The 25,166-nt window shown below is 65.1% G+C and carries 20 protein-coding genes; 7 read left to right on the plus strand and 13 right to left on the minus strand.

Features of this window, described 5'->3' with window-relative positions; translation table 11 throughout:
- Positions 1-8 precede the first annotated feature (8 nt).
- The 3 genes from ACTJKQ_RS15725 to ACTJKQ_RS15735 are packed head-to-tail and all read left to right on the plus strand — an operon-like array spanning position 9 to position 2,859.
- Positions 9-968: a glycosyltransferase family 2 protein gene (locus ACTJKQ_RS15725; protein WP_395456374.1), complete on the plus strand. Its 960-nt coding sequence runs from the start codon at positions 9-11 to the stop codon at positions 966-968.
- Complete coding sequence (locus ACTJKQ_RS15730; RefSeq protein ID WP_395456376.1) at positions 958-2,016, plus strand: acyltransferase family protein; 1,059 nt, start codon at positions 958-960, stop codon at positions 2,014-2,016. The genes ACTJKQ_RS15725 and ACTJKQ_RS15730 overlap by 11 nt, the downstream gene beginning before the upstream one ends.
- Before the next feature lie 33 nt (positions 2,017-2,049).
- A complete protein-coding gene (locus ACTJKQ_RS15735) occupies positions 2,050-2,859 on the plus strand; it encodes an HAD-IIB family hydrolase (protein WP_440597389.1) in 810 nt (269 codons plus the stop codon).
- A gap of 190 nt (positions 2,860-3,049) precedes the next feature.
- Here the strand turns inward: ACTJKQ_RS15735 and ACTJKQ_RS15740 are convergent, their stop codons facing one another.
- The 5 genes from ACTJKQ_RS15740 to ACTJKQ_RS15760 form a co-directional block, all read right to left on the minus strand.
- Positions 3,050-4,291, minus strand: a complete 1,242-nt coding sequence (locus ACTJKQ_RS15740) for an ROK family transcriptional regulator (RefSeq protein ID WP_055393077.1) — start codon at positions 4,289-4,291, stop codon at positions 3,050-3,052.
- 13 nt (positions 4,292-4,304) lie between these two features.
- Positions 4,305-4,757 carry an RbsD/FucU family protein gene (locus ACTJKQ_RS15745; RefSeq protein WP_099729239.1) on the minus strand — a complete coding sequence of 151 codons (453 nt, stop codon included), beginning with the start codon at positions 4,755-4,757 and terminating at the stop codon, positions 4,305-4,307.
- 3 nt (positions 4,758-4,760) lie between these two features.
- On the minus strand, positions 4,761-5,567 hold the full coding sequence (locus ACTJKQ_RS15750) for an ATP-binding cassette domain-containing protein (RefSeq protein WP_440597390.1): 807 nt from the start codon (positions 5,565-5,567) through the stop codon (positions 4,761-4,763).
- Positions 5,568-5,569: 2 nt separating this feature from the next.
- Positions 5,570-6,529, minus strand: coding sequence for an ABC transporter permease (locus ACTJKQ_RS15755; protein ID WP_440597391.1), 960 nt, complete (start codon positions 6,527-6,529; stop codon positions 5,570-5,572).
- Positions 6,530-6,694: 165 nt separating this feature from the next.
- Positions 6,695-7,708, minus strand: a complete 1,014-nt coding sequence (locus tag ACTJKQ_RS15760; RefSeq protein ID WP_056638934.1) for a sugar ABC transporter substrate-binding protein — start codon at positions 7,706-7,708, stop codon at positions 6,695-6,697.
- 136 nt (positions 7,709-7,844) lie between these two features.
- Here ACTJKQ_RS15760 and ACTJKQ_RS15765 point away from each other — a divergent pair, with 136 nt between their 5' ends.
- Positions 7,845-8,903, plus strand: coding sequence for a PfkB family carbohydrate kinase (locus ACTJKQ_RS15765; protein ID WP_440597392.1), 1,059 nt, complete (start codon positions 7,845-7,847; stop codon positions 8,901-8,903).
- 3 nt (positions 8,904-8,906) lie between these two features.
- Here ACTJKQ_RS15765 and ACTJKQ_RS15770 read toward each other — a convergent pair whose 3' ends face one another.
- The 3 genes from ACTJKQ_RS15770 to ACTJKQ_RS15780 form a co-directional block, all read right to left on the minus strand.
- Positions 8,907-10,421: an NYN domain-containing protein gene (locus ACTJKQ_RS15770; protein WP_440597393.1), complete on the minus strand. Its 1,515-nt coding sequence runs from the start codon at positions 10,419-10,421 to the stop codon at positions 8,907-8,909.
- 72 nt (positions 10,422-10,493) lie between these two features.
- Complete coding sequence (locus tag ACTJKQ_RS15775) at positions 10,494-11,456, minus strand: Bug family tripartite tricarboxylate transporter substrate binding protein (protein WP_108498456.1); 963 nt, start codon at positions 11,454-11,456, stop codon at positions 10,494-10,496.
- 141 nt (positions 11,457-11,597) lie between these two features.
- Complete coding sequence (locus tag ACTJKQ_RS15780) at positions 11,598-12,029, minus strand: Lrp/AsnC family transcriptional regulator (RefSeq protein WP_056057905.1); 432 nt, start codon at positions 12,027-12,029, stop codon at positions 11,598-11,600.
- 128 nt (positions 12,030-12,157) lie between these two features.
- Between ACTJKQ_RS15780 and ctlX the strand changes: the two genes are divergently transcribed.
- Positions 12,158-13,096 carry a citrulline utilization hydrolase CtlX gene (ctlX, locus tag ACTJKQ_RS15785; RefSeq protein WP_440597394.1) on the plus strand — a complete coding sequence of 313 codons (939 nt, stop codon included), beginning with the start codon at positions 12,158-12,160 and terminating at the stop codon, positions 13,094-13,096.
- Between the two features lie 67 nt (positions 13,097-13,163).
- On the opposite strand, the gene ACTJKQ_RS15790 is transcribed toward ctlX, so the two are convergent.
- The 3 genes from ACTJKQ_RS15790 to uvrA form a co-directional block, all read right to left on the minus strand.
- Positions 13,164-13,523, minus strand: a complete 360-nt coding sequence (locus ACTJKQ_RS15790) for a hypothetical protein (protein ID WP_260668555.1) — start codon at positions 13,521-13,523, stop codon at positions 13,164-13,166.
- Positions 13,524-13,794: 271 nt separating this feature from the next.
- Positions 13,795-14,301, minus strand: coding sequence for a hypothetical protein (locus ACTJKQ_RS15795; protein WP_056057896.1), 507 nt, complete (start codon positions 14,299-14,301; stop codon positions 13,795-13,797).
- Positions 14,302-14,483: 182 nt separating this feature from the next.
- Positions 14,484-20,357, minus strand: coding sequence for an excinuclease ABC subunit UvrA (gene uvrA, locus ACTJKQ_RS15800; protein ID WP_440597395.1), 5,874 nt, complete (start codon positions 20,355-20,357; stop codon positions 14,484-14,486).
- A gap of 210 nt (positions 20,358-20,567) precedes the next feature.
- Here uvrA and ACTJKQ_RS15805 point away from each other — a divergent pair, with 210 nt between their 5' ends.
- Positions 20,568-21,686 (plus strand): ABC transporter substrate-binding protein, encoded by a 1,119-nt coding sequence (locus ACTJKQ_RS15805; RefSeq protein WP_192422265.1) that lies wholly within the window; start codon positions 20,568-20,570, stop codon positions 21,684-21,686.
- Between the two features lie 81 nt (positions 21,687-21,767).
- The gene (locus ACTJKQ_RS15810) at positions 21,768-22,886 is read left to right on the plus strand and encodes an ABC transporter substrate-binding protein (RefSeq protein ID WP_440597396.1); all 1,119 of its coding nucleotides are present in this window, start codon (positions 21,768-21,770) and stop codon (positions 22,884-22,886) included.
- 90 nt (positions 22,887-22,976) lie between these two features.
- On the opposite strand, the gene ACTJKQ_RS15815 is transcribed toward ACTJKQ_RS15810, so the two are convergent.
- Both ACTJKQ_RS15815 and ACTJKQ_RS15820 read right to left on the minus strand, forming a co-directional pair.
- A complete protein-coding gene (locus ACTJKQ_RS15815; RefSeq protein WP_056057887.1) occupies positions 22,977-23,186 on the minus strand; it encodes a hypothetical protein in 210 nt (69 codons plus the stop codon).
- Between the two features lie 306 nt (positions 23,187-23,492).
- Complete coding sequence (locus tag ACTJKQ_RS15820; protein WP_056057882.1) at positions 23,493-25,154, minus strand: MFS transporter; 1,662 nt, start codon at positions 25,152-25,154, stop codon at positions 23,493-23,495.
- Positions 25,155-25,166: the final 12 nt, after the last annotated feature.

Consider the following 25,166-nt stretch of genomic DNA (forward strand, 5'->3'; position numbering starts at 1 on the left):
AAACGAAAATGCGCATTGCTGTCGCCATTCCCTGCTACAAGGTATTGCAGCATGTCCTCGGGGTCATCTCCGCCATTGGGCCCGAAGTGAACGTCATCTACGCTGTAGACGACGCTTGTCCTGACGGCAGTGGCCGCTTTATTGAAAAGCACAACTCGGACCCTCGCGTCCGCGTACTTTACAACCCCGAGAACCGGGGCGTGGGCGGTGCCGTAGTAACGGCCTACGAAGCCGCTATCGCCGATGGGATAGACATCGTAGTCAAGATTGACGGTGATGGACAAATGAACCCAGCGCTGCTCCCATTGTTCGTACGACCTCTCATACGCAGGCAAGCCGACTACACAAAGGGCAATCGCTTCTATCGGCCCGAATCCCTGCGCGGCATGCCTCCAGTGCGGATGTTTGGCAACGCGGTGCTATCTTTGATGACCAAGTTCAGTTGCGGCTATTGGTCTTCAATGGATCCGACCAATGGCTACACCGCTATTCATACAGCGGTTTTACGCCAACTACCGCTTGCGAAACTGGAGCGCCGGTATTTTTTCGAAACAGATATGCTTTACCACTTGAATACCATTCGAGCGGTCGTACACGACGTTCCCATGGATTCAGTCTATGCATCCGAAGAGTCGAATCTAAAGGTCTCCAAAATACTGCCTGAATTTTTGGGCAAGCATATTTCTCGGCTTATCAAGCGCTACGTGTACCTGTATCTCCTGCGGGATTTCAATATCGGTAGCCTATACAGCGTCCTAGGCGCATTGTTGTGCCTAATAGGCATCACCTTCGGTGGCTTTCATTGGCTCCACGGAATGGCCACCGGAGTTCCCGCTTCCAGCGGAACTGTGATGTTCGCCGCGCTGCCACTCATTATCGGCATTCAGTTTTTGATTGCTTTTTTGCACTATGACGTGAGCAACGTGCCGCGCGAGGCTCTCAGTCCCGAGTTATCCGATGAGGACTGATACCGCTGTCAAAACCGACCTGCACTGGATCCAAGCCCTGCGTGGCATTGCTGCGCTGATGGTGCTCTTCTTCCACATGCACCCTCATTGGGATCTGTCGCCGATATTGTCTGCAACCAGCACGATCACACGGTGGGGCTTCTCAGGGGTAGACATTTTTTTCACACTCAGCGGCTTCGTGGTCTACCGCTCGGCCCTGCGCACCATTCCTGAGAGCGGCATCAAGCCTTTCGCGATGAAGCGGTTGCGACGCATCTATTTGGGTTATTGGCCCGTTCTGCTGCTCATCGCACTGACGACAGTCTGGACATACCAGGAGAGCCTGCCACCACTGCAGAAGATAATTTTCAGCACACTGCTGCTGTACCCCAACATTTGGGACAACTGGCTGCCTCCAGCATGGTCGCTGACGATGGAAATCTACTTCTACCTGTGGATCATTCCCATTGCAGTCGTTCCGACGCGATATCGGATCAAAGCCATCGTTTTGATAATGCTGGTACTCGCGGCTTGGGGCATCGCATGGGTCATCATCGACCCGCAAGGTGTGTTTGAAGGCAACCAACCGCTACGGTATGGACTCACCGGACTGGGGCTGGAGTTCCTGGCAGGAGCACTGGTCGCCCACGCCTATGACAGACGCGCTCCAATCTTTCGAACACGTCAAACCACCATCCCGCTGTGCCTCCTGCTGATAGCCTCGGGCTTTGCGATAGGTTCCATGTCGCCGTTTTTTGATCGTGTCGAAGTCATGCGGGCGGCGAGCTTCGGGGTGGTGGGCGTTGCCACTCTAGTCATTGCCCTGTGCCTCGAGCAAACCAGGTTTTCACCGCCCACCTGGCTGGTAGCGGTGGGCGATGCTTCGTACAGTTTGTATCTGCTTCACACCTTCCTGCTCGATGCCAGCGGTCGAATGCGCATGTCCCTTGGTATTTCGGAACCGCAGTCATTGCTCTTCTTCCTGCTCGGTCTTCCCGTTGCAATTGTTGCCATCAGCATGCTGTGGTTCCGCTGCATCGAGAGGCCCCTCCTGCAAGCTGCGCGCTGATCATCAGGCCAGAACACTTCCTGCATTTGCCACATGCTGCCCCTGCCTCACTGGAATTTGGCCGCTCGCTCCACCATCGCGGGAATATTCACCGACATCGACGACACCCTGACCACCGAGGGCGCCATCACGCCCGATGCGCTGCAGGCGCTGGCCGCCCTGAAGGCCGCGGGCCTGGTGGTCATTCCCATCACCGGGCGGCCGATTGGCTGGTGCGAGCCTTTCATGGCGGGGCCTGCCGGTTCGACCTGGCCTGTCGATGCCATGGTGGCAGAGAACGGTGCCGTGGCATTTACCCGCAGCTCTGGCGCTCAACCAACGCTGGTCAAGCGCTACCAGCAAGACGCCGCCACGCGCAATGCCAACCAGGCGCGCATGCGTGAGATCGCCGCCCAGGTCGCGGCGGAAGTGCCAGGCGTCGCCCTCAGCCGCGACAGCGCCGGGCGTGAGACGGACCTGGCATTTGACTACGCCGAGTTCGACCGGCACCCGCCCGAGACCGTGCAGCAGGTGCTGGACTTACTGCAGCGCGAAGGCATGCAGACCACGGTGAGCAGCATCCACATCCATGGCTGCTTTGGGGATTTCAACAAATGGCAGGGTGCCAACTGGATCGTGCGCGAGCTGCTGGGCCGCGACCTTGCGCAGGAACTGGACCGCTGGGTGTTTGTGGGCGACTCGGGCAATGACCAGGCGATGTTCCAGCACTTCACCCACAGCGTGGGCGTGGCCAATATCGCGCGGTTTGTGCCGCAGCTCACACATCTGCCACGCTATGTGACGCAGGGCGAACGGGGCGCGGGGTTTGCCGAAGTGGCGCGGGCGATCCTGGCGGGGCGCTAACTGTCAGCGAAGCAAGCGCAGCAGGCAACAGGTCGCAGTCGCCACAGCCCCTGGCTGATCGACGCAACTGGGCCAGCGCTCCCGAGACGGCACAGTGCACGCAAGACCTCCAGGAAGCAGTTTTGACTGAAAACGCCCGCTTGCGCCAGTGGAATATGCCGTGATAGCTATTATTTCAATAGCACGACCATCAAGCCTTGAGGAAGATATCGGTATCCGGCGCAAAACACGCATGCAGCGGCAGCAGTGCTCCGCCCAGCGCGCGGGCATCCGAGCCCATGGTGCCCAGCTCCAGCCGGGGCGGCTGGTGCAGGCCTTCCCAGTTGTAGTCGGCCAGCGCGTGGCGGGCACTTTCGCACAGCGCCTGCAGCAGCTCGGGGGCTGCGGCGCCATCGACCACCACGGCATCCAGGTCCAAAAACGCGGTGGCCGAGACGATGCAGTGCGCCAGGCCCGCCGCAGCGCGCGCGATCCAGCCCCGGCTGTGTTCCAGCCAAGGGGCCTGCAGCACGCGCTTGTCGTAGGCGGCCATGGGGTCGAGGCCGTGTTCGCGAAAGCGCTGCTCCAGCTCCCACAAAGATGCCTGGCTGATGAGCTGTGCGGGTGCCTGGCCCGGCTGGGCGGGTGACAGCGGCAGCGAGGCCACGGCGCCCGCGTTGCCGTGAAGACCCCGGTGCAAGTGCGAGTTGATGACCAGCCCGCCGCCCACAAAGGTGTCCATGAAGAGGTACAAAAAACTCGGGATGTCGCGCCCGCGCCCCTGCAGCAACTCGGCCACGCACGCGGCGGAGGTGTCTTTGGCAAAGCTCACGGGCAGCTCGGTCATCTGCTGCACCTGCTCGGCCAGGTCGATGTTGTTCCAGGCTTCGGACTGCGCCTCGGTGAGCCCCAGCATGCGGTGCCAGCCGCCCAGCTGGAACGGCGCGGCCACACCCACGCCCACCACGCGCGAGCGCAGCGGGCCCAGGCCGTCGAGCAGCTGGTTCAGGTGCGTACGGATGGCGGGCAACAGCACATCGATGTCAGGGAAGGCGTAGTCGAGCACGATGCGCTCGCGCACATGGCCGGTGAAGTCCACCAGCAGCCAGTCGGCGCTGCGGCGGCCGATCTTGATGCCGATGGCAAAGGCGCCGTCGGGGTTGAGACCAATGGGCACCGAAGGCTGGCCCACGCGGCCGCGCACGGGCGCTTCGCGGCGCAGCAACTGGTCTTCGTCCAGCCGGGCGGTGATGAGGCCGATGGTCTGCGCCGTGAGGCCCGTGACCCGCGCCATCTCGGCCTTGGCCAGACTGCCATGGGTGCGCAGCGCCTGCAGCACCACACGCTCGTTGAACTGGCGCAGCCCCACATGGTTGGAGCCGCGCTGGCGCAGCAGCGCGGGGCTGGCGGCAGTGTTGTCAACGGCGGGTAGGGATGCGTCGGTGTCCAGCATGGTGATGAAACGATCAAGCGGTCAGAGTGTCGCCGATGACGCCCTTGCGCAGCAGGAAGTTGCCCCAGGGCTGCAGCTCGCCCGTCACCACGATGGCATAGGCCTTTTTGACGCGCTCGTAGAACGCAAAACGCTCCACGCCTTCGGCCTGCTCGCTGGCCACGCCCTCGCGTGCCAGCACGTCCATGGTTTCGCGCTGCAGGGCCGATCGGTACGGCACCTCGGTGCCGCCCACCTGCATGTAGGCCACGGGGTGCGGCACGTCCTGCGCCAATGGCAGCACGCTGGCCACCGCTTGCACGGCACGCGCCATGCCAATGCCGGGCAGGCGCAGCACGGGCTTGCCCGCGCCCAGGCTCATGGCGGTGAAGTTGGCATCGGCCAGCACGATGGCGTCGTCATGGCCCATCTCGGCCAGCACCTTGAGCAGGTCGGGGGTCAGCAGGGGGTCGATATTTTTCAGCATGTTTCAGGCAAGGCATTCAGCGGGCAGGTCGGAGGCCGCCATGGCACCGGTCATCACGGCTACGGTGTCGCTCATGCTGATCTTCTTGGGGTTGACGACGGCAGCGCGCTTGCCCAGGCGGGCGATGTGGATGCGGTCGGCAATCTCGAACACATGGGGCATGTTGTGGCTGATGAGAATCACAGGCAGGCCCTTGTCACGCACGCGGCGGATCAGCTCCAGCACCATGTTGCCCTCCTTCACGCCGAGGGCGGCAGTGGGCTCGTCCATGATGACGACATGGCGCGCAAACGCTGCCGCGCGCGCCACGGCCACGCACTGGCGCTGGCCGCCCGAGAGTGTCTCCACCGCCTGCGTCATGGAGCGGATGCCGACCTTCAGCTCGGCCATGCGGGCCACGCTTTCTTCCAGCATCTTCTTCTTGTCGAGCATGCGCAGCGCGCTGCCCAGCAGTCCGGGGCGGCGCAGTTCACGGCCGAGGAACAGGTTTTCGGCAATCGTCATGGCCGGGGCCACGGCCAGGTCCTGGTACACGGTTTCTATGCCCGCGCGGCGCGCGTCGATGGGGCTTTTGAACTGGATGCGCTGGCCGTCGAGCAGGATCTCGCCTTCGTCGGGCACGGTGGCGCCCGACAGCGCCTTGATGAGACTCGACTTGCCCGCGCCGTTGTCGCCGATCACGGCCAGGATTTCACCGGCGCGCAGTTCAAAGTCGGCGCCATCCAACGCGGTGACCTGCCCGTAGCGCTTGACCAGGCCCTTGGCCTGCATGACCAGCGGCGCGTTCCTTGTGTGTGGGGAGGTGCTCATGATCAACGCACTCCTTTGCGCGAGAATTGGTCGGTGGCCACGGCCAGGATCACGAGGATGCCGGTGACCAGAATTTGGTAGACCGACGACACGCCCATCAGCGTGAGCCCGTTGCGGAACACGCCCACAATCAGCGCCCCCACCAGCGTGCCCAAAATCATGCCGCGCCCGCCAAACAGGCTGGTGCCGCCCAGCACCACGGCGCTGATGGCGTCGAGGTTCTCGGTCTGGCCCGCGTTCGGGTCGCCCGCGCCGGTGCGGGCCACCGACAGCACCGACGCGATGCCGTAGAACAGGCCGGCCAGCACATACACGCCCAGCAGCACCTTGTCGGTGGCAATGCCGGTGAGGCGCGTGGCCTCGGGGCTGTTGCCCACGGCGTAGACATGGCGGCCCGGCGCGGTCTCGCGCAGCGCAAACCAGGTGACGAGGTACAGCACCAGCATGAGCACCGCGCCCCAGACGATGGCGGTCTGCCCCAGCTGGAAGGTGTTGCCCAGCGCGGTCATGCCAGCGGGGATGTCGGTGATGGTCTGCGCGCCCGAGTACAGCTGCGTGGCGGCAAACGCGATGTTGAGCGTGCCCAGCGTGACGATGAAGGGCGGCAGCTTGATCTTGGTGACCAGCAGGCCGTTGATCAGGCCGAACAGCATGGTCACCGCCATGCCGCAGGCAATCGCCACGGGGGCCGAGAGGCCGTAGTCCGCCGCCATCTTGGTCATCACGATGCCGCCCAGCGCCATGACCATGCCACACGACAGATCAATGCCCGCGGTGAGGATGACCAGCGTCTGGCCAATGGCGATCACCGCCACCACCATGACCTGCTGCAGGATGAGCGCGAAGTTCTGCGCCGACAGGAAACGCTCGCTCTGCGTGGCAAAAAAGGCGCACGCCAGGATCAGCGCGATGAACGGCCCCAGCGTGGCCAGGGGCGGTAGTTTGGAAGCGGTCGAGGACATGGCGGCTCCGTGCGGGTGGACAAAGGGGGCGCTCAGAAAGCAGTTGACGGTTGGGAGCCGATCGCAAAACTCAGCGAAGCGGTTCTGGCTAGGCGCTGCGTCGCAGGCAGTACGGTAGTACGACAAGACGCAGCAACGACGCCAGAAGAGTTTTGAGAACGGCTCTTACTTGGCGCCCCAGCACAGGTCGGTGCCGGTCTTCACATCCTTGCTGTCCACGCCCGCCATGGGCTTGGCAGCGATCAGCGTCACGCCGGTGTCGGTGTAGCCGCTGACCTTCTTGCCGGTCTTGGCGTATTCCACGCCTGCCGCCACGCCCATGGCGGCCATGCGCAGCGGGTACTGCTGGCTGGTGGCGGCGATCACGCCCTTGCCCACGTCGGCGATGCCCGCGCAGCCACCGTCCACCGAGACGATGAGCACGTTCTTCTCCTTGCCTGCGGCCTTGAGCGCGTTGTAGGCACCGGCAGCGGCGGGCTCGTTGATGGTGTAGACGATGTTGATGTCGGGGTTCTTCTGCAGGCAGTTTTCCATGCCGGTCTGGCCCTTGGCGCGGTCACCAAAGCTGTCGGCCATGCACACCACTTCGGCCGGGCGCGACAACTCATTGCTCTTGGCATCGTTGGCCTGCAGACCAAAGCCCTTCAGGAAGCCGTTGTGCCGCTGTGCGCCCACCGGGTGGCCGGGAAACAGGTCCAGCGTGGCAATCACAGGTTTCTTGCCCGCCGCGGCGGCCTTGGCATACTGGCCGATCAGCTCGCCCGCCTTGTAGTTGTCGGTGGCAAACAGCGCGTCGGTCGCATCCATGGGCTCGGTGGGACTGTCGAGCGCAATCACCATCACGCCGCGCGCCTGCGCCTTCTTGATCGCGGGCACGATGGCCTTGGCGTCGCTGGGGGTGATGAGGATGGTCTTGGCACCGGCGGCGATCAGGTTCTCCATGGCCGTGACCTGGCCCGCGTTGTCGCCATCGGTCTTGCCTGCGGCCGACACCAGCTTGGCACCCAGCTTCTTGGCCTCGGCCGTGGCGCCCTCTTTCATCTTCACGAAGAAGGGGTTGGTCTCGGTCTTGGTGATGAGGCCGATGACGGGCTCGGACGTCTGCGCCTGGGCCAGGCCACAGGCCAGGGCGCCGGTGAGGGCAAGGGCAGAAAGCGCAAAGGCGGGGGTGCGTTGCATGGTGTTGTCTCCGGGTTGTGGGATGGCAGATTCCTGTCGGCCCCGTGCTGCGCGGCTGGCAGGTGAACCACTCTTGTCGGGTGGGTGGGATCGAACTATAGTGGCCGACAAGTTAATAAATCAAGTGGATTTACTTATGGTTTTCCCTATCCAGTCCGCCGACTCCAGCCCCGCCCACACCGCACCGCCGCTGCGGGTGGCCACGGCGGGCGAGGCCTTGTTTGACCTGATCGAAGAGCCCGATGGCCGCCTCAAGCCCTGCGCGGGCGGCGCCGTCTACAACCTCACGCGTGCGCTGGGCCTGCAGGGCGTGGGCACGCTGTACCTCAACCCGCTATCGGGCGACATGCTGGGGAGACAACTGGCACGCGGCCTGCACGACGCGGGTGTGGCCCTGGCCTCCCCCACGCCGGTGCGTGCACCCAGCGCGCTGGCGCTGGCCGCACTGGATGCCGAGGGCAAGGCCAGCTACAGCTTCTACCGCGACGGCGTGGCCGACCGCCAGGTGACGGCCGCCGCGCTGACGGCTGCTTGCGCCGCATTGCCAGAGCTGCAAGTAGTGGCCACGGGCTGCCTGGCGCTGGTGGCACAGGACGCTGCCGTTTACCAGCCCTGGCTGGCAGCGCAGCGCGCAGCAGGCCGCATGGTGGTGGTCGATGCCAACCTGCGCCTGTCGGCCGTGGACGATGCGGAGGCCTACCGCGCCAACGTGATGGCCGCCCTGCAGCACGCCCACCTCATCAAGGTGAGTGACGATGACCTGGAGGCGCTGGCTGTTCCGGGTGCCAACGCATTGGAACGCGCCCACTATTTGCAGCAGCAAACACAGGCCCAATGGCTCGCCCTGACCCTGGGGCCGGAAGGTGCCTGGCTGCTGCAACGCGACGGCCTGGCTGTGCATGCGCGCGAAGAAGCACTGATCACGGTGGTGGACACGGTAGGCGCGGGCGACTGCTTTCTGGCGGGGTTGATCACCGCCTGGCTGGCAGGGCCTGAGCGGGGCGAAGAAGCCCTGACCTTGCGCCCGGGTGGCCTGACGGCGCCCGTTGCGGAGGCCCGGCTGCGCGCCGTGCTGCACCATGCGCTGGCCAGCGCCAGCTACTGTGTGGAGCGGGCGGGCTGCACGCCCCCCCGTTACGAAGAAGTGCAAGAGCGGCTGGCGCTGCAGCGCTCAGCGACCGCAGCGGGCCAATAACGCTTACTCGGCGGGTTTGGCGGCCGGCTTGCGGGCCCGACTGCGTGGACGGGGAGCGGCCGCCTTGGTGGGAGCCGCGTCTTGTGCCTCAGCGGCTGGTGCCTCGGCCGCAGAAGCCGATGCCTCGGCACCTGTAGCACCGCCCGCATCCGCCACGGCACGCGCGCCACGCGCCCGGGGCGCAGCAGCAGCCTTGGGGGCGCTGGCAGCTGGCTTGGCACCGCCTCCACTGCGGGCGCGGCTGCGGCGAGGGGCTGCAGGCTCGGCACCATCGTTCTCAGCAGGCATCTGCGCTGCCGGGGCCTCGGAGCCATCCAACGCTTCGGCGCGCGCATCCTGCTCAGGGCTGCTGTCGATCACCCGCTCCAATGGCCCGGCCTCGTGGGCCACCGGCTGGCTGAAATAGCGGCTGGCCGGGCGCTCTGACGGCACATCCGCCTGCTCGGACGCCTGTGGCTCCTGGTTCGAGTCATTGCGCGGCTCGCTGCGCTGCGTGGAGCGTGTGTCCGTGCGGTCTGCGCCCTCACCACGACGCCCCCGGCTGCGGCCCGGCGCGCCCTGCCCTTCGCCACTGTCAGAACGCAGATCGGGTGCCGTCGCCACCGCATGAAAGTCATGCCGCGTGGCGCCGCCCTGGCTGGCTCGCTCACCGGCTCCTTCAGGCCGCGCGGGCGCGGCGGCGGTCGACCCACCGTGGCTGCGGAACACATACGCACCCGATTTTTCATCGCGCCCAAACTCCAGCAGGCCGCGCGCCTGCGCTTCCTCCAGCAGGTTGCCAAAGGTGCGAAAGCCGTAGCGGCCTTCGCTGAAATCGGGCTTGCGGCGCTTGATGGCCTCCTTGAGCACCGAGGCCCAGATCTTGCCGGTGTCGCCGCGCTCGGACAGCAGGGCTTCAAACGTTTCGGCCGCCAGCTCCACGCCCTGGGTGCGGCGCGCGTCCTGGCTTTCCTTGCGGCTGCGCTCCTCCTCGGGGCTGCGACGGGGTGCTGGTGGCGGGTTGCTGCCAGGGCTCTGGCGACGGGCCTGGGCGCGCTGGTTTTCGCGCACCAGGTCGTCGTAGAAGATGAATTCGTCGCAGTTGGCAATCAGCAGATCGGACGTGGACTGCTTCACGCCCACGCCGATCACCTGCTTGTTGTTCTCGCGCAGCTTGGACACCAGCGGCGAGAAGTCCGAGTCGCCGCTGATGATGACGAAGGTGTTGACGTGCGACTTGGTGTAGCAGAGGTCCAGCGCGTCCACCACCAGGCGGATGTCGGCCGAATTTTTGCCCGACTGGCGCACATGGGGGATCTCGATCAGCTCGAAATTCGCCTCGTGCATGGTGGCCTTGAAGCCCTTGTAGCGCTCCCAGTCGCAATAGGCCTTCTTGACCACGATGGAGCCCTTGAGCAGCAGGCGCTCCAGGATGGGCTTGATGTCGAACTTTTCGTACTGTGCATCGCGCACGCCCAGGGCGACGTTTTCAAAGTCGCAAAACAGGGCCATGCTGATGCTGTCGGAGGGGGATGCCATATCGTGTGTGAGTTCCGTTCAATGCTGCGGATCATCACACGGAACGCATTGCGCCCTCCGAAGGGAGTGGCCTCAGGTGGGTTTGGCCAAGCCCAGTTTCTCTACCAGCGCCTTCTCGCGCGTGAAGGTGTCCTGCGCAAACTTCTTGTACGCCGACGTGCTCATGTACATCGGCACCATGTCGTAGCGGGCCAGTGCTGTCTTGTAGCTCTCCTGCTCCATGGCCTGCTTGAAGGCATCGTGCAGGCGCTTGACCACCGCATCGGGCGTGCCCTTGGGGGCGCCAATGCCAAAGGGCGAGTTCTGCACCAGGTTCAGGCCCAGCTCCTTGAGCGTGGGTGCATCGGGGAACTTGGCCAGGCGCTCGGCGCCCCAGGTGTTGAGCACGCGCAGCTTGCCCGCCTCGACCTGCGGTGCAAAGCCCGTGGAGTCGGCCGCCGCCATGATCTGCCCGCCCAGGATGGATTGCATGAGGTCGGCGCTGCCCTTGTAGGGCACGTGCAGCAGCTCCAGGCCCAGCTGCTGGGCGATGAGTTCCATGGTCAGGTGCGGGCTGGTCATGGTGCCGGTGGAGCCGTAGCTCAGTTTGCCGGGGTTGGCCTTGGCCCAGGCCACGAAGTGCGTCCAGGTCTTGAGCGGGGAGTCGGCAGGCACCACCAGGCCAAACGCGTAGCCGGTGACGTTGAGCACGTAGCTGATGTCCTTGACCGGGTCCCAGTTGATCTTGGTGGTGTAGGGCAGGCGGAACACGCCCAGCGGAATCTGCGCCACCGTGTAGCCATCGGCGGGAGACGTTTGCAGCTGCTGTGCGGGCAAGGTGCCGCCGGCTCCGGGCTTGTTCTCCACGATCACGGGCTGGCCCAGGATCTTGCTGGCGTTGTCGGCCAGCGACCGCATGGTGATGTCGGTGGGGCCTCCGGCCGGAAAGGCGATGACCAGCTTGATGGGCTTGCTGGGAAAGCTCTGGGCCTGCGCCAGGAACGCGGGGGCGGCGAGGCTGGCGGCTCCCCATTGGATGATCTGGCGACGTTGCATGGCGAGGCTCCTGAAAATGCAAAAACAAAGACTTCACCATTGGACTGCAGGCCGCGCTGCGAGGGCATGCGGAAACCCCCTAGCCGCTGTCGCCCAGGCGCCAGCGCGCAGCCCTTGCGCTGGTGCACCGCCAGGGCCGCATCACGCCTTGTAGGTGGACAGCAAGATACTGGTTTCGGTGTTACCAATGCCGGGCGTGAGGCGAATGCGGCCCAGGGCCGCGTCAAACGCCTCCAGGCTCTCGGCACGCACCTCGGCCACGATGTCCCAGCGGCCATTGGTGGTGTGCAGCGTCCCCACCGTGGGCTCGCCGCGCAGCGCCCGGATGACGGCGGGGGCGGCATTGCCTTCGACCGCAATGCTCATCCACGCACGGATGCGCTGCGGCTCGGAATCAGGGCGCAGGCGCACGGTGTAGCCGGTGATGACGCCGCTCTCTTCCATCTTGTGCAGGCGGTTCTGCACTGTGCCGCGCGATACGCGCAGCTTTTGCGCCAACGTGGCCACAGGGGTGCGCGCGTCCGCACGCAAGATGCTGATGATTTCGCGGTCGGTGTCGTCGAGCTTGGTCATAGTGGGCTTCAGAACTGGCAGAACGGCAATTTATCAGCCATTTTGACCAGTTGTGAGGCTAGAGGATAGCAGGGGCTGCCAAGAAAATTCTGGGACTTCTTCCCGCTTCTTTCACACCCAGCCCCGCCATGCACGCCTCAGTCCAAGCCCCCAGCGCCGTTGTGATGGTGCGCCCGCACAGCTTTCACCCCAACCCCGAAACCGCCGCCGACAACGCCTTTCAAGTGCGCACCGCGCAGCCGGCGGCCCGTGACACCTCGCGTCGCGCGTTTGCCGAGGTCACTGCTGCTGCAGAGCGCCTGGAGGGCGCAGGGGTGCGCGTGCACCTGTTCGACGCCCCCGGCGAGCACGACACGCCCGACGCAGTGTTCCCCAACAACTGGTTCTCTACCCACGCGGGCGGCCATGTGGCGATCTACCCCATGTACGCCAGGAGCCGGCGGCGAGAGCGGCGCAGCGATGTCATCGAGTTGCTCAAGACCGAGTACCGCGTGCAGGACGTGATCGACTACTCGGGACTGGAGGCCGATGGCATGTTTCTGGAGGGCACCGGTGCGATGGTCCTGGACCACATCGGCCGCATTGCCTACACCGCGCAATCGAACCGCGCCGACCCCGTGGCTCTGGAGCGCTTTTGCACGCACTTCAACTACGAGCCCATGGTCTTTGCCACGGCCGACGACGAGGGCCAGCCCTGCTACCACACCAACGTGATGCTCTGCATCGGCACCGCGTTTGCGCTGGGTGGCTTTCACATGATCACCGACCCTGCGCGCCGTGCAGCCGTGTGCGAGCGCCTGCGCGAGACGGGCCGCGAGGTCATCGCCCTGAGCCCCCACCAGATCATGGAATTTGGCGGCAACGCGCTGGAGCTCTCGGGCGACCAGGGCCGGGTGCTGGCGCTGTCGGCGCGCGCCGCTGCCAGCCTCACACCGGCGCAGCGTGCCACCATCGAGCAAAGCGCCCGCTTGCTGCCGTTGGACGTGCCAACCATCGAACTGGCGGGTGGATCGGTGCGCTGCATGCTGGCGGGCGTGCACCTGGCTCGGCGCAGTGCGGGGGGATGAAATTTCAGTCCAATTCACTGCTTGCACTAGTCGAACATGCCCGAATAGCTATTGAATTTATAGCAGTCTACTTCAGCTGGTTGCCTGGTGGCGGACCCTGCACGTCCAGCCGCGCATCACAACCCACGCCCGATGCGATCCAGCGCCGCGCCAGCGCCGACATGGCGCGCACTGCCCAGGGGTGGGTGAGCCCCGTCACCCCGGCCGGATCGGCCACCATGCCGCACCAGTAGCGCTGGTCCACATCGCTCCAGCGCAGGGCTACGCACGCGCCACGGCGGCGGCGCGAGACCAGTACACCCAGCGGACAGGGTTCCGCCAAGCAACACAGACCACAGCCATTGCAGGGTGCTCCCTCGGCCGGCTTGGCAGGTGCTTCGGGGTGCAGCCACACCACGGTGGTTGGTTGAGGGGGTGGTACGGGCATGGACGATGGGTAGCGTGCAGCGCGGCCACAGCGCCGCACGCACACCGATGCATTGTGCCGCCAGCAAACCGCTGCGCGCACCGGGATCGCAGGTGCACAGGTTCGCCCAGCCCTGCGCCGCAACCCAACGGAGAGCTGTGTGCACCCGCGCACGCGCCATAAAAAAAAGCCCCTGCCGCTATCGCAGCTGGGGCTGAACCGGCCGAAGGGACCGGGGAGGGAGACAAGCAATCAGATCTTGAGCCGAGTCTCAGAGGCGCGAAACGCGGACTCAACAGCCCGACGGACGGTTGGGGCGCATGGGCACGATACCGCTGACGCGCAGCGTGGCGCCAGATCCATCCGACGCCGTCAGCGTCTTGCCGCTGAAGCGCACCTGGTCGCTTTCGCGGACCACGGCAGTGTCGGTGGGTTCGCCGCTGCCGTATTCCTTGCCATCGAACGTCAGGAACACCTGGTGCAGGCTGGTGGCGTCGGGGCGGTAACGGATATCGCCAAAGGCCGTGGCCGATGAGCCCACCTTGTTGGCGCCATCAAACCGGAAGGTGCACAGCTCCGGCACCGAACCGACAGGGTTCTTCTTGTCGACATCGGTGAGGTTGAGAGCGCCATTGCCATACACGCCATTCAGGCCGTCGATGGTGGCGTTGCTGACTGTCAGCACACCGGGCTCGTTGCTGGGAGATGGGTCGTCGTTATTGCCACCGCCGCAGGCCACCAGCAACACGGAGGTGGCCGCCAGAGCGGTACAGGTCTTGAGGAATTTGAATGCGTTCATGGTGATGGGCGTCCTTGAAATGTGGATGGAAGGTGGGGAGCCGATCCCCTGCAATCCATCGTAGGAAGCCCATCCCATGCAGCGCGTGCGCCATGTTCTGCGCAGTGCGTAGGACAGAGGCCGACAGGGCTGTGCGCCAACCACCAGGCTGGCCCAGCCTCCTGCCGTCAGCCCTGCACGCCTCAGCGGGCCAGCACGGGTGCGAGGGCCTTGCCGGTGTGGGTACCCGCCGCCACCACGTCTTCGGGCGTGGCCGCCGCCACGATGCGACCGCCTGCGCCACCGCCCTCGGGCCCCAGGTCCAGAATCCAGTCGGCTTCGGCGATCACGTCGAGGTCGTGTTCGATCACGATCACGCTGTGGCCGCCGTCCACCAGGCGGTGCAGCACGCGGATGAGCTTGTCCACGTCGGCCATGTGCAGCCCCACCGTGGGCTCGTCCAGCACATACAGCGTATGCGGCGCCTTCTGGCCCCGTCGGCCGACCTCGTCGCGCACCTTGGTGAGTTCGGTCACCAGCTTGATGCGCTGCGCCTCGCCACCGCTGAGCGTGGGTGACGGCTGGCCCAGCGTGAGGTAGCCCAGGCCCACGTCCTGCAAGAGCTGCAGCGGATGCGCAATGCTGGGCATGGTGGCGAAGAAGCCCACGGCCTCGTCCACCTCCATCTGCAGCACGTCACCGATGCTCTTGCCGCGCCAGGTGACGGCCAACGTTTCGGGGTTGAAGCGCGCGCCGTGGCAGGTCTCGCAGGGCACCTTCACGTCAGGCAAGAAGCTCATCTCGATGGTGCGCACGCCCGCGCCTTCGCAGCTGGGGCACCGGCCTTCGCCGGTGTTGAAGCTGAAGCGCCCAGCGGCATAGCCACGGGCCTTGGCCTCCAGCGTTTCAGCAAACAGCTTGCGGATGGTGTCCCAGAAGCCGATGTAGGTGGCGGGGCATGAACGCGGCGTCTTGCCGATGGGCGTCTGGTCCACTTCGAGCACGCGGTCGATGCTCTCGAAGCCCGACAGGCCCGTGCAACCGACCAGTGGCGGCGCCTTGCCAGCGTCCATGGCATCACGCCCGGCCTTGGTACTGCGCTGTTGCACCCAGGCCTGCACATTGGCCAGCAGCACGTCACGCGCCAACGTGGACTTGCCCGAGCCACTCACGCCCGTCACTGCCACGAGGCGGTGCAGCGGCACGGTGGCCGTCACGTTCTGCAGGTTGTGCAACTGCGCGCCATGCACCGTGAGCCAGCGCATGGCGGCGCGTTCCTTGGCCTCGGTCAGCGCGTCAGCGGCCAGCGATGCAGCCTGGGCGGCGCGCTTCTTGACGGCGGCGCTTTGGCGACCGGTGGGTACTGCAGCTTCGGCCTGGGCAAAAGCGGCAGTGGCCTCGGCACTGACTTCGCTGGCCGACATGCTGCGGCGCAGTTGCAGCGGGTGCTTCATGGCGTGCAGCAGGTAGCGGCCGGTCTGTGAATCTTCGGCGCCCGTGATGTCGGCCACGCTGCCCTGCGCCACCAGGCGCCCGCCGCGTTTGCCCGCGCTGGGGCCAATGTCGATGATGTGGTCGGCACGGCGAATGGTGTCTTCGTCGTGCTCCACCACCACCAGCGTGTTGCCCTTGTCGCCCAGCTTGTGCAGGGCGTTGAGCAAAATCTGGTTGTCGCGCGCATGCAGGCCGATGGTGGGCTCGTCGAGCACGTAGCACACGCCCTGCAGGTTGCTGCCCAGCTGCGCGGCCAGGCGGATGCGCTGGGCCTCGCCACCGCTGAGCGTGGGCGCACCCCGGTCCAGCGTGAGGTAACCCAGGCCCACTTCTTCCAGAAATTCGAGGCGGCTCTGGATCTCGGGCACCAGGTCACGGGCAATATCGGCCTCGCGCGCCGTCATGCCACCTTCAATGCGCAGGGTCTCGACCCAGCGGCGCACATCGGTCACGGACAGCGCGGCAATGTCGGTGATGCCCACACCGGCAAACTGCACAGCACGCGCGGTGGCGTTCAGGCGTGTGCCGCTGCAGCTCGGGCAGGCCGTTTCGGCCAGGTCTTCCACCTCGGGCTCGGCAAAGGTCTGCTCGCGGCCTTTTTCCTTGTCGTCCTGCACCGAGTCGTCAAACACCTTGCGCTGGTCCTTGGTGAGCTTGACGCCGGTGCCCACGCAGTCGGGGCACCAGCCGTGCTTGCTGTTGTAGCTGAAGAGGCGCGGGTCCAGCTCGGCATAGCTGGTGGCGCACACCGGGCAGGCGCGCTTGGTGGAGAACGCCTGGAGCGTGCCAATACCGGCCGTTGGCTGGCCGCCCTCCATGGCTTCACGCAGGCCTGTGATGCCCGAGAGAACATGCACCACGCCCTTGCCATGCGTGAGCGCATCGGCCAGCGCGGTGCGCAAAGCCGCTTCGTTCTCGGGCGACACATCGAGGCTGGCCACGGGCAGCTCGATGGTGTGTTCCTTGAAGCGGTCGATGCGCGGGAAATTAGTGGTGGGCAAGAAGTTGCCATCCACGCGCAGATGCGTGTAGCCGCGCGGGCGGGCCCAGTCGGCCAGTTCGGTGTACACGCCCTTGCGGTTCATCACCAGTGGCGCGAGCAGGCCGATGTGCTGGCCGCGGAACTGCGTGAGCAGCTGCGCGGCGATGCTCTCGGGCGTCTGCGGCTGAACGGCGGCGCCGTCCTTCACGCAGTGCTGCGTGCCGAGCTTGACGTACAGCAGGCGCAGGAAGTGCCACACCTCGGTGGTGGTGCCCACGGTGGACTTGCGCCCGCCGCGCGACAGGCGCTGCTCGATGGCGACGGTAGGCGGAATGCCGTACACCGCATCCACCTCGGGCCGGCCTGCAGGCTGCACGATGGAGCGCGCATAGGCATTGAGGGATTCGAGGTAGCGGCGCTGGCCTTCGTTGAACAGGATGTCGAACGCCAGCGTGGACTTGCCCGAGCCGCTCACGCCCGTCACCACATTGAACTTGCCACGCGGGATGTCTACGCTCAGGTTCTTGAGGTTGTGTTCCTTCGCATTGACGATTTCTATGGCGTTTTTGGCCGCAGGCGCTAGATTCATATGCGCAAGGCGCTCTGATTTTCGTAGCGTCGCAGCCTTTTCGTGCAACGAGTGACCGCCCACGCCCAGCGCCAGTTCGTAGTCGCGCAGTGCCTGCCCGGTGTGCGAGGTGGCATGGGCCCGCACATCTTCGGGCGTGCCCTCGGCCACGATGAGGCCACCTGCGTAGCCGCCTTCCGGCCCCAGGTCGATCAGCCAGTCGCTCGCGCGGATCACGTCCAGGTTGTGCTCGATGACGATGAGCGAGTGCCCCGCGTCAATGAGCTTGCGCAGTGCGCGCATCAGCTTGGCGATGTCGTCAAAGTGCAGGCCGGTGGTGGGTTCGTCGAACAGGAACAGGGTGCCCTTGCGCGCCACCGTCTGGCGCGATTTGCTTTGTACGCGTGCAGCCTCGGCCAGAAAGCCTGCGAGCTTGAGGCGCTGCGCCTCGCCGCCCGACAGGGTGGGCACGGGCTGGCCCAGCGCCACGTATTCGAGCCCCACGTCCACGATGGGCTGCAGCGCGCGGATCACGTCGCGGTCGTTCGCAAAGACGGCCGCAGCTTCGGCCACGGTCAGCGCCAGTACATCCGCCACATTCAGCGATTTGCCGCCGCGCTCAATGGTGATCTCCAGAATCTCGGGCCGGTAGCGCTTGCCGTCGCAGTCAGGGCAGCGCAGGTACACGTCGCTCAGGAACTGCATCTCCACATGCTCAAAGCCCGAGCCGCCGCAGGTGGGGCAACGCCCGTCGCCGCTGTTGAAGCTGAACTTGGCGGCGGTGTAACTGCGCTGCTTGGACAGCGGCGCCACGGCAAACAGTTCGCGAATGCTGTCCCACGCGCCCACGTAGCTCACGGGGTTGGAACGTGCGGTCTTGCCGATGGGCGATTGGTCCACGAACACCACGTCCGACAGGTGGTCGGCGCCCAGCATGCGGTCGTGCGCGCCCGGTGCATCCGTGGCCTTGCCGAAGTGGCGCAACAGCGCGGGGGCCAATACATCCTGGATCAGGCTCGACTTGCCCGAGCCGCTCACGCCCGTCACGGTGACCAGGCGCTGCAGCGGAAATTCGACTGTCACATCCTGCAGGTTGTGCTCGCGCGCGCCTTCCAGGATAAGGCGCGGGGTCGATTCCGTCACCATGCGCTTGAAGCCAAAGCCCACATGCTTGCGCCCGCCCAGGTAGGCGCCGGTGAGGGTGTCGGCCTTGCGCAGGTCGGCGGTGGTGCCGTCGAACACGATCTGCCCACCCAGGCGACCGGGCCCAGGGCCCATGTCGATCATGCGGTCGGCCGCGAGCATCACGGCCGGGTCGTGCTCCACCACCACCAGGGTGTTGCCCGCGTCGCGCAGGCGCAGCATGGCCTCGGTGATGCGGTGCATGTCGCGCGGGTGCAGGCCGATGCTGGGTTCGTCCAGCACGAAGAGCGTGTTGACCAGCGAGGTGCCGAGGGCCGTGGTCAGGTTGATGCGCTGCACCTCGCCACCGCTCAGCGTGCGGCTTTGCCGGTCGAGCGTGAGGTAGCCAATGCCCACGTCGCACAGGTATCTGAGGCGCGTGGTGATTTCTTCGTGCAGCAATTTGAGCGCTTGCGCATCGCCGCCTTTGGCATCGTCGCCTACCGGCAACTGCATGCGATCAAAGAACCTTCGCAGGCGGTCGATAGGCAGCAGCATCAGGTCATGCAGGCACAGGCCGGGCAGCGCTTCGAGTTGCTCGCGCGACCACTGCACCCCCTCGGGCATGAACCGTTTGCCAGGCTCCAGCACCGCATCGGCATCTTCCTTACGGCCGATGCGCCACAGCAAGCTTTCGGTCTTGAGGCGTGCACCGGCGCAGGTGGGGCACGGCGTGTAGCTGCGGTACTTGGACAAGAGCACGCGGATGTGCATCTTGTAGGCCTTGCTCTCCAGGTACTCGAAGAAGCGCTTGATGCCATACCACTGCTTGCTCCACTGGCCGTCCTTGTAGCCGGGCGCGCCGCCGATGACCCATTTCTTCTGATCGTCCGTGAGCTTGTTCCACGGCGTGTCGCGCGGGATGCCTGCCGCCTCTGCGTGGCGCATGAGGTCGTCCTGCGCTTCCTTCCATGCCGGCGTCTGGATGGTCTTGATGGCACCGGCGCGCAGGGTGAGCTTGTCGTTGGGGATGACCAGGCCGTAGTCCACGCCGATCACGCGGCCAAAGCCCCGGCAGCTGTCGCACGCGCCCACGGCGGAGTTGAACGAGAAGGCCGAGGGGATGGGGTCGCTGTAGCGCAGGTCGCTGTCAGGGCAGTGCAGGCCGGTGGAGAAGCGCCAGAGTTCGGCCTCACCCTCATCCACGAGACGATAGACATTCAGCCGCCCCGTGCCGCGCTTGAGCGCGACCTCGATGGCTTCGATCACGCGCGCCTTCTCGGCGTTGCCCAGCCGGAACCGGTCGGCCACCACATCCAGCACCTTGCGCGGGCCGGTGGGCGTGGCCACTTCGCGCTCGGCCTGCACCTTGGTGAAGCCACTGGCAGACAGCCATTGCTCGACCTGCTCGGCGCTGGTGTTGGCAGGCAGCTCCACGGGGAACGTTAAGACGATGCGCGGGTCGCCCGCTGCGGCGCTGCGCTGCTGTAGCTCCGCATAAATGGTCTCGGGCGTGTCATGCCGCACCGGCTGTGCCGTCTGCTTGTCGAACAACTGGCCGGCACGCGCGAACAACAGCTTCAGGTGGTCGTTCAGCTCCGTCATCGTGCCCACGGTGGATCGGCTGGAGCGGACCGGGTTGGTCTGGTCGATGGCAATGGCCGGGGGCACACCCTCGACCTTGTCCACGGCGGGCTTGTCCATGCGGTCGAGGAACTGGCGCGCATAGGCGCTGAAGGTCTCCACATACCGGCGCTGGCCCTCGGCATAGAGCGTGTCGAACACCAGACTGGACTTGCCCGAGCCACTGGGGCCTGTGACCACCGTGAGTTCTCCGGTACGGATGTCCAGATCCAGGTTCTTGAGGTTGTGCTGGCGTGCGCCGCGGATTCGGATCAGTCCCTGGGTCATGGAAGCGGTCTTTCGGGTGTGAGGCGGGACATTCTAGGGACGCACCCGGCGTTTGCGCCTGCGCGCGCCGATTACCCCCGAGGCGCGCTGCGGTGCTTTGACCGTGGACAAAGCACAAGCAATGGAGCAACGGCGGGCGAAAAGCGGGTGTTCTGGCCCGAAACATCGGTTTAGACTGCGGCCTTTCACACAAAACAAGAGGAGACCGCCATGACAAAACAATGGCAACTGCGAGCGGCTGGCCTGGTCCTGGCGCTTGCGGCCAGTGCAGCCAGCCATGCCCAGATCCTGATCGGCCAGACCGCAGGTTTCAGCGGCCAGGTGGCAGCGGGCGTGAAAGAGACCACCGATGGCGCGCTGCTGTTCATCGACGCCATCAACGCCAAGGGCGGTGTCAATGGCCAGAAGATCGAGCTGATCTCCCTGGACGACAAGTTCGACCCCAAGCTGGCGGCGGAAAACGCCCGCACGCTGATTGAGGACAAGAACGTGTCGGCCCTGTTCCTCAACCGGGGCACACCCCACACCGAAGCCATCCTGCCACTGCTGGATAAACACGGCGTGGTGCTGGTGGCACCGTCTACCGGTGCCATGGTGCTGCACCAGCCGGTGCGCAAATACATCTTCAATGTGCGCGCCACCTACCAGCGCGAGGCCGAAAAGGCAATCACCCACCTGGCCTCCATGGGCATCACCCGTGTGGCGCTGGTGTACGCGGACGACAGCTTTGGCGCCGACGGCATCCAGGGCGCACAGAAGGGCCTCGCGGCCGCCAAACTGACGGCGGTGGTGTCTGAAAAATTCGACCGCGCCAAGCCCGACTTCGCCCCCATTGCCGCCAAGGTGGCCAAGGCCGATGCGCAGGCGGTGCTGATGGTGGCCTCGGGCTCTGCGGTGGTGGATGCCACCACCGCACTGCGCACGGCGGGCTCGGCCGCGCAGATTGTGACGCTGTCCAACAATGCCTCCAGCGGCTTCATCAAAAGCCTGGGGGCCAACGCGCGGGGCGTGATCGTGACCCAGGTGTTCCCCAACGAACGGGCCGTGACCTACCCGATGGTGAAGGAAGCCCAGGAACTGGCCAAGACCAAGGGGCTCACCGAAATCAGTCCCGCCATGCTGGAAGGCTTTGCCGCCGCCAAGGTGCTCGTGGAAGGCCTCAAGCGCGCGGGCCCCAAGCCCACCCGCGAGAAGATCCAGGTCGCGCTGGAGAGCATCAAGAAGCTGGACCTGGGCGGTCTGGAGGTGAACTTCAGCCCCGAGGACCACACCGGGCTGGACTTTGCCGACCTGGCCATCATCGGCACGGACGGGCGCTTCCGCCGCTGAGCGCCCGCCTACGCGTTTTTACAGTTGTCCCGCGCGGGGGCGTCCCTACACTCGGGCGCTCCACACGCAGGAGACAACCCCATGAAGAAAACTGGCCTGGCCGGCGCGCTCTGCGTTCTGGCTGCTGCCCTGGGCATCGGTTCGGCCCATGCACAGATCCTCATTGGCCAGACGGTGGGCATCACCGGCTCGGCCGCCGCCACGGTGGCCGAATCCATGCAGGGCGCAGCCCTCTACATCGACCATGTCAATGCCAAGGGCGGCGTGGGCGGGCAGAAGGTGGAGGTGCTGTCGCTGGACGACAAGTTCGACCCCAAGCTGACCCTGGACAACACCCGCACCCTGATTGAACAAAAGGGCGTGATCGGCCTGTTCATGACCCGTGGAACGCCCCACACCCAGGGCATCATCCCAGTGCTGGAGCAGCATGGCGTGCCGCTGGTGGGTCCGTCCACCGGGGCGATTGCGCTGCACCAGCCGGTGAGCAAATACGTGTTCAACGTGCGGGCGCCCTACCAGCGCGAGGTGACCAAGGCCATTTCGCACCTGCACACGCTGGGCATCCAGCGCATTGGCGTGGTGCATGTGGACGACACGTTTGGCGCCGACGGGCTGGCTGGTGCACAGGCCGGGTTCAAGGCCAACAACATCGAGGCGCTGTTCATCGAAAAGTTTGACCGTGCCAAGCCCGACTACAGCGCCATCGCCCCGCGCGTGGCCGGCAAGCAGCCCCAGGCCGTGATCTTCATCGGCACTGGCGCTGCGGTGGTCGACGGCATCAAGGCCTTGCGCGCCGCGGGCGTTGCCGGACAGATCGTCACCCTGTCCAACAACGCGTCGGGCGGGTTTGTGAAGGCCCTGGGCGACCAGGCCCGGGGCGTGGTGGTGACGCAGGTGTTCCCGTCCGAGCGCTCGCTCAACTACCCGGTGATCAAGGAGGCCATCGATCTGGCCAAGGCCAAGAACATCGGCGACCTGACGCCTGCCATGCTGGAGGGCTTTGTGAGCGCCAAGGTGCTGGTGGAAGGCCTCAAGCGCGCAGGTGCCAAGCCCGACCGCGCCAAGCTGCATGCAGGGCTGGAGAGCATCCACAAGTGGGACCTGGGTGGGCTGGAGCTGAGCTACAGCCCCACCGACCACAGCGGACTGGACTTCTCCGACCTGTCCATCATCGGCACGGACGGCCGCTTCAAGCGCTGACGCGGCGCAAGCGCCCGCGCGTGACGACACGACAAAAAAAGGCCCTGCCAGCGATTGCTGGCAGGGCCTTTGTCATGCCGGGCAATGCGCTTATTGCGCGCTGGCAGCCGATGCAGGGGCTGCAGCGGGTGCCGGCGCGGCGGCGGCTGCGGGTGCAGCTGCGCTGGCGGGTGCCTCGGGGGCGTGCACCGCATCGGCACCGTGCTTTTCTCCGCCCATGTCGGCCTTGTCGCCCGCCGTGATGATCACGTACATCGACAAAGCGGCAAACAAGACGAAGCCAACAACAATCTTCCACATATCAATTTCTCCTGGGATGGGTTTGTTCAATCAAGGGGCCTGGCTCGGGATGCCGTGCACGATTCGTCGCGCCGTATGCATCTGCGGGCTCGGGTGGTCTGCCGCGTTGCAAATACTCGCAATAGCTACGGCTATTGCTGCGTTTTGCGCCTTGCAGCCCCTCCCGATCCGCAGCGCACACTTACCGCTCGAATCATGCACAGCATCCCCAGGGTTGTGGGTTGTACTGGTGCGCGGCACAAGCCCCTTGATGGAACACAGGGCCCGACCCTTGCGGGGCGGGCCCTGTACACCGGTCAGTAACGATCAGTCGTTGGCGTAGATGTCCACGTCCTTGGTTTCCTTGATGAACAGGCCACCGATCACCACCGTGGCACCGGCGATGATGATGGGGTACCACAGGCCGTTGTACATGTTGCCGGTCTGGGCCACGATGGCAAACGCCGTGGTGGGCAGCAGGCCGCCGAACCAGCCGTTACCGATGTGGTACGGCAGGGACATGGACGTGTAGCGGATGCGGGTGGGGAACATTTCCACCAGCATGGCGGCGATGGGGCCGTACACCATGGTCACCAGCAACACCAGGTAGGTCAGGATGATGGTGACCATCACCTTGTCGATGCGTGCAGGGTCTGCCTTGGTGGGGTAGCCAGCGGCCTTCAGGTCGTCGGCCACGAGCTTCTTGAACTCGGCGTCCTTCTTCTTGGCTTCATCAGCGCTCAGGCCCTTGCTGGTGTACGAGGGGATTGCGGTTTCGCCAATCTTGATGCTCGCCACCGTACCGGCGGGAGCCACAGCGTTTTCATAGCTCACCGAAGCGCCAGCCAGCACCTGCTTGGCGATGTCGCACGAGCTGGTGAACTTGGTGGTGCCGGTGGGGTTGAACTGGAACGAGCACTCGGCAGGGTCAGCGGTGATCACCACCTTGTTCTTGGCCTGGGCTTCAGCCAGGGCAGGATTGGCCGCCTTGGTCAGTGCACCGAACACAGGGAAGTACGTCAGCGCGGCCAGCAGGCAGCCTGCCAGGATGATGGGCTTGCGGCCAATCTTGTCCGACAGCGAACCGAACACGATGAAGAACGGCGTACCAATCAGCAGCGACACGGCCACGAAGATATTGGCGGTGGCGCCATCGACCTTCAGCGCTTGCGTCAGGAAGAACAGCGCATAGAACTGGCCCGAATACCACACCACGGCCTGGCCGGCGGTCAGGCCCACCAGTGCCAGGATCACGATCTTCAGGTTCTTCCACTGGCCGAAGGATTCGGTCAACGGTGCCTTGGAGGTCTTGCCCTCGGCCTTCATCTTCTGGAAGGCAGGCGATTCGTTCATCGACAGGCGGATCCAGACCGAAATGGCCAGCAGCAGAATCGACACGATGAACGGAACACGCCAGCCCCAATCACCAAAGGCTTCTTCGCCCAGCACGGTGCGGGTGCCCAGGATCACCATCAGCGACAGGAACAGGCCCAGCGTGGCGGTGGTCTGGATCCAGGCGGTGTAGGCGCCGCGCTTGCCGTGCGGTGCGTGCTCGGCCACATACGTGGCAGCACCGCCGTATTCACCGCCCAGTGCCAGGCCTTGCAGCAGGCGCAGGGCAATCAGGATGACGGGAGCGGCCACACCGATGGACGCGTAAGTCGGCAAGATGCCCACGATGAAGGTGGACAGGCCCATGATCAGGATGGTGACCAGGAACGTGTACTTGCGGCCGATCATGTCGCCCAGGCGGCCGAAGAAGATGGCGCCGAAGGGACGAACAATGAAGCCCGCAGCAAACGCCAGCAGCGCGAAGATGAACGCCGAACCAGCATCCAGACCGCTGAAGAACTGCTTGGCGATGATGGCTGCGAGCGAGCCGTACAGGTAAAAGTCGTACCACTCGAAAACGGTGCCGAGCGACGAGGCGAAGATGACCTTCCTCTCTTCGGGCGACATCGGCCGCGGTGCGGGATGAACAGTTGCCATGGTGTGTGTCTC

It is taken from the genome of Acidovorax sp. 22279, assembly GCF_052045435.1.
GTDB classification, from domain to species: domain Bacteria; phylum Pseudomonadota; class Gammaproteobacteria; order Burkholderiales; family Burkholderiaceae_C; genus Acidovorax; species Acidovorax delafieldii.

What these genes read in the sequence shown, in the direction of transcription:
- ACTJKQ_RS15725 (WP_395456374.1), top strand. Translation starts at nt 9, where the DNA reads ATGCGCATTGCTGTCGCCATTCCCTGCTACAAGGTATTGCAGCATGTC.
- ACTJKQ_RS15730 (WP_395456376.1), top strand. Translation starts at nt 958, where the DNA reads ATGAGGACTGATACCGCTGTCAAAACCGACCTGCACTGGATCCAAGCC.
- ACTJKQ_RS15735 (WP_440597389.1), top strand. Translation starts at nt 2,050, where the DNA reads ATGCTGCCCCTGCCTCACTGGAATTTGGCCGCTCGCTCCACCATCGCG.
- ACTJKQ_RS15740 (WP_055393077.1), bottom strand. Translation starts at nt 4,291, where the DNA reads ATGCTGGACACCGACGCATCCCTACCCGCCGTTGACAACACTGCCGCC.
- ACTJKQ_RS15745 (WP_099729239.1), bottom strand. Translation starts at nt 4,757, where the DNA reads ATGCTGAAAAATATCGACCCCCTGCTGACCCCCGACCTGCTCAAGGTG.
- ACTJKQ_RS15750 (WP_440597390.1), bottom strand. Translation starts at nt 5,567, where the DNA reads ATGAGCACCTCCCCACACACAAGGAACGCGCCGCTGGTCATGCAGGCC.
- ACTJKQ_RS15755 (WP_440597391.1), bottom strand. Translation starts at nt 6,529, where the DNA reads ATGTCCTCGACCGCTTCCAAACTACCGCCCCTGGCCACGCTGGGGCCG.
- ACTJKQ_RS15760 (WP_056638934.1), bottom strand. Translation starts at nt 7,708, where the DNA reads ATGCAACGCACCCCCGCCTTTGCGCTTTCTGCCCTTGCCCTCACCGGC.
- ACTJKQ_RS15765 (WP_440597392.1), top strand. Translation starts at nt 7,845, where the DNA reads ATGGTTTTCCCTATCCAGTCCGCCGACTCCAGCCCCGCCCACACCGCA.
- ACTJKQ_RS15770 (WP_440597393.1), bottom strand. Translation starts at nt 10,421, where the DNA reads ATGGCATCCCCCTCCGACAGCATCAGCATGGCCCTGTTTTGCGACTTT.
- ACTJKQ_RS15775 (WP_108498456.1), bottom strand. Translation starts at nt 11,456, where the DNA reads ATGCAACGTCGCCAGATCATCCAATGGGGAGCCGCCAGCCTCGCCGCC.
- ACTJKQ_RS15780 (WP_056057905.1), bottom strand. Translation starts at nt 12,029, where the DNA reads ATGACCAAGCTCGACGACACCGACCGCGAAATCATCAGCATCTTGCGT.
- ctlX (WP_440597394.1), top strand. Translation starts at nt 12,158, where the DNA reads ATGCACGCCTCAGTCCAAGCCCCCAGCGCCGTTGTGATGGTGCGCCCG.
- ACTJKQ_RS15790 (WP_260668555.1), bottom strand. Translation starts at nt 13,523, where the DNA reads ATGCCCGTACCACCCCCTCAACCAACCACCGTGGTGTGGCTGCACCCC.
- ACTJKQ_RS15795 (WP_056057896.1), bottom strand. Translation starts at nt 14,301, where the DNA reads ATGAACGCATTCAAATTCCTCAAGACCTGTACCGCTCTGGCGGCCACC.
- uvrA (WP_440597395.1), bottom strand. Translation starts at nt 20,357, where the DNA reads ATGACCCAGGGACTGATCCGAATCCGCGGCGCACGCCAGCACAACCTC.
- ACTJKQ_RS15805 (WP_192422265.1), top strand. Translation starts at nt 20,568, where the DNA reads ATGACAAAACAATGGCAACTGCGAGCGGCTGGCCTGGTCCTGGCGCTT.
- ACTJKQ_RS15810 (WP_440597396.1), top strand. Translation starts at nt 21,768, where the DNA reads ATGAAGAAAACTGGCCTGGCCGGCGCGCTCTGCGTTCTGGCTGCTGCC.
- ACTJKQ_RS15815 (WP_056057887.1), bottom strand. Translation starts at nt 23,186, where the DNA reads ATGTGGAAGATTGTTGTTGGCTTCGTCTTGTTTGCCGCTTTGTCGATG.
- ACTJKQ_RS15820 (WP_056057882.1), bottom strand. Translation starts at nt 25,154, where the DNA reads ATGGCAACTGTTCATCCCGCACCGCGGCCGATGTCGCCCGAAGAGAGG.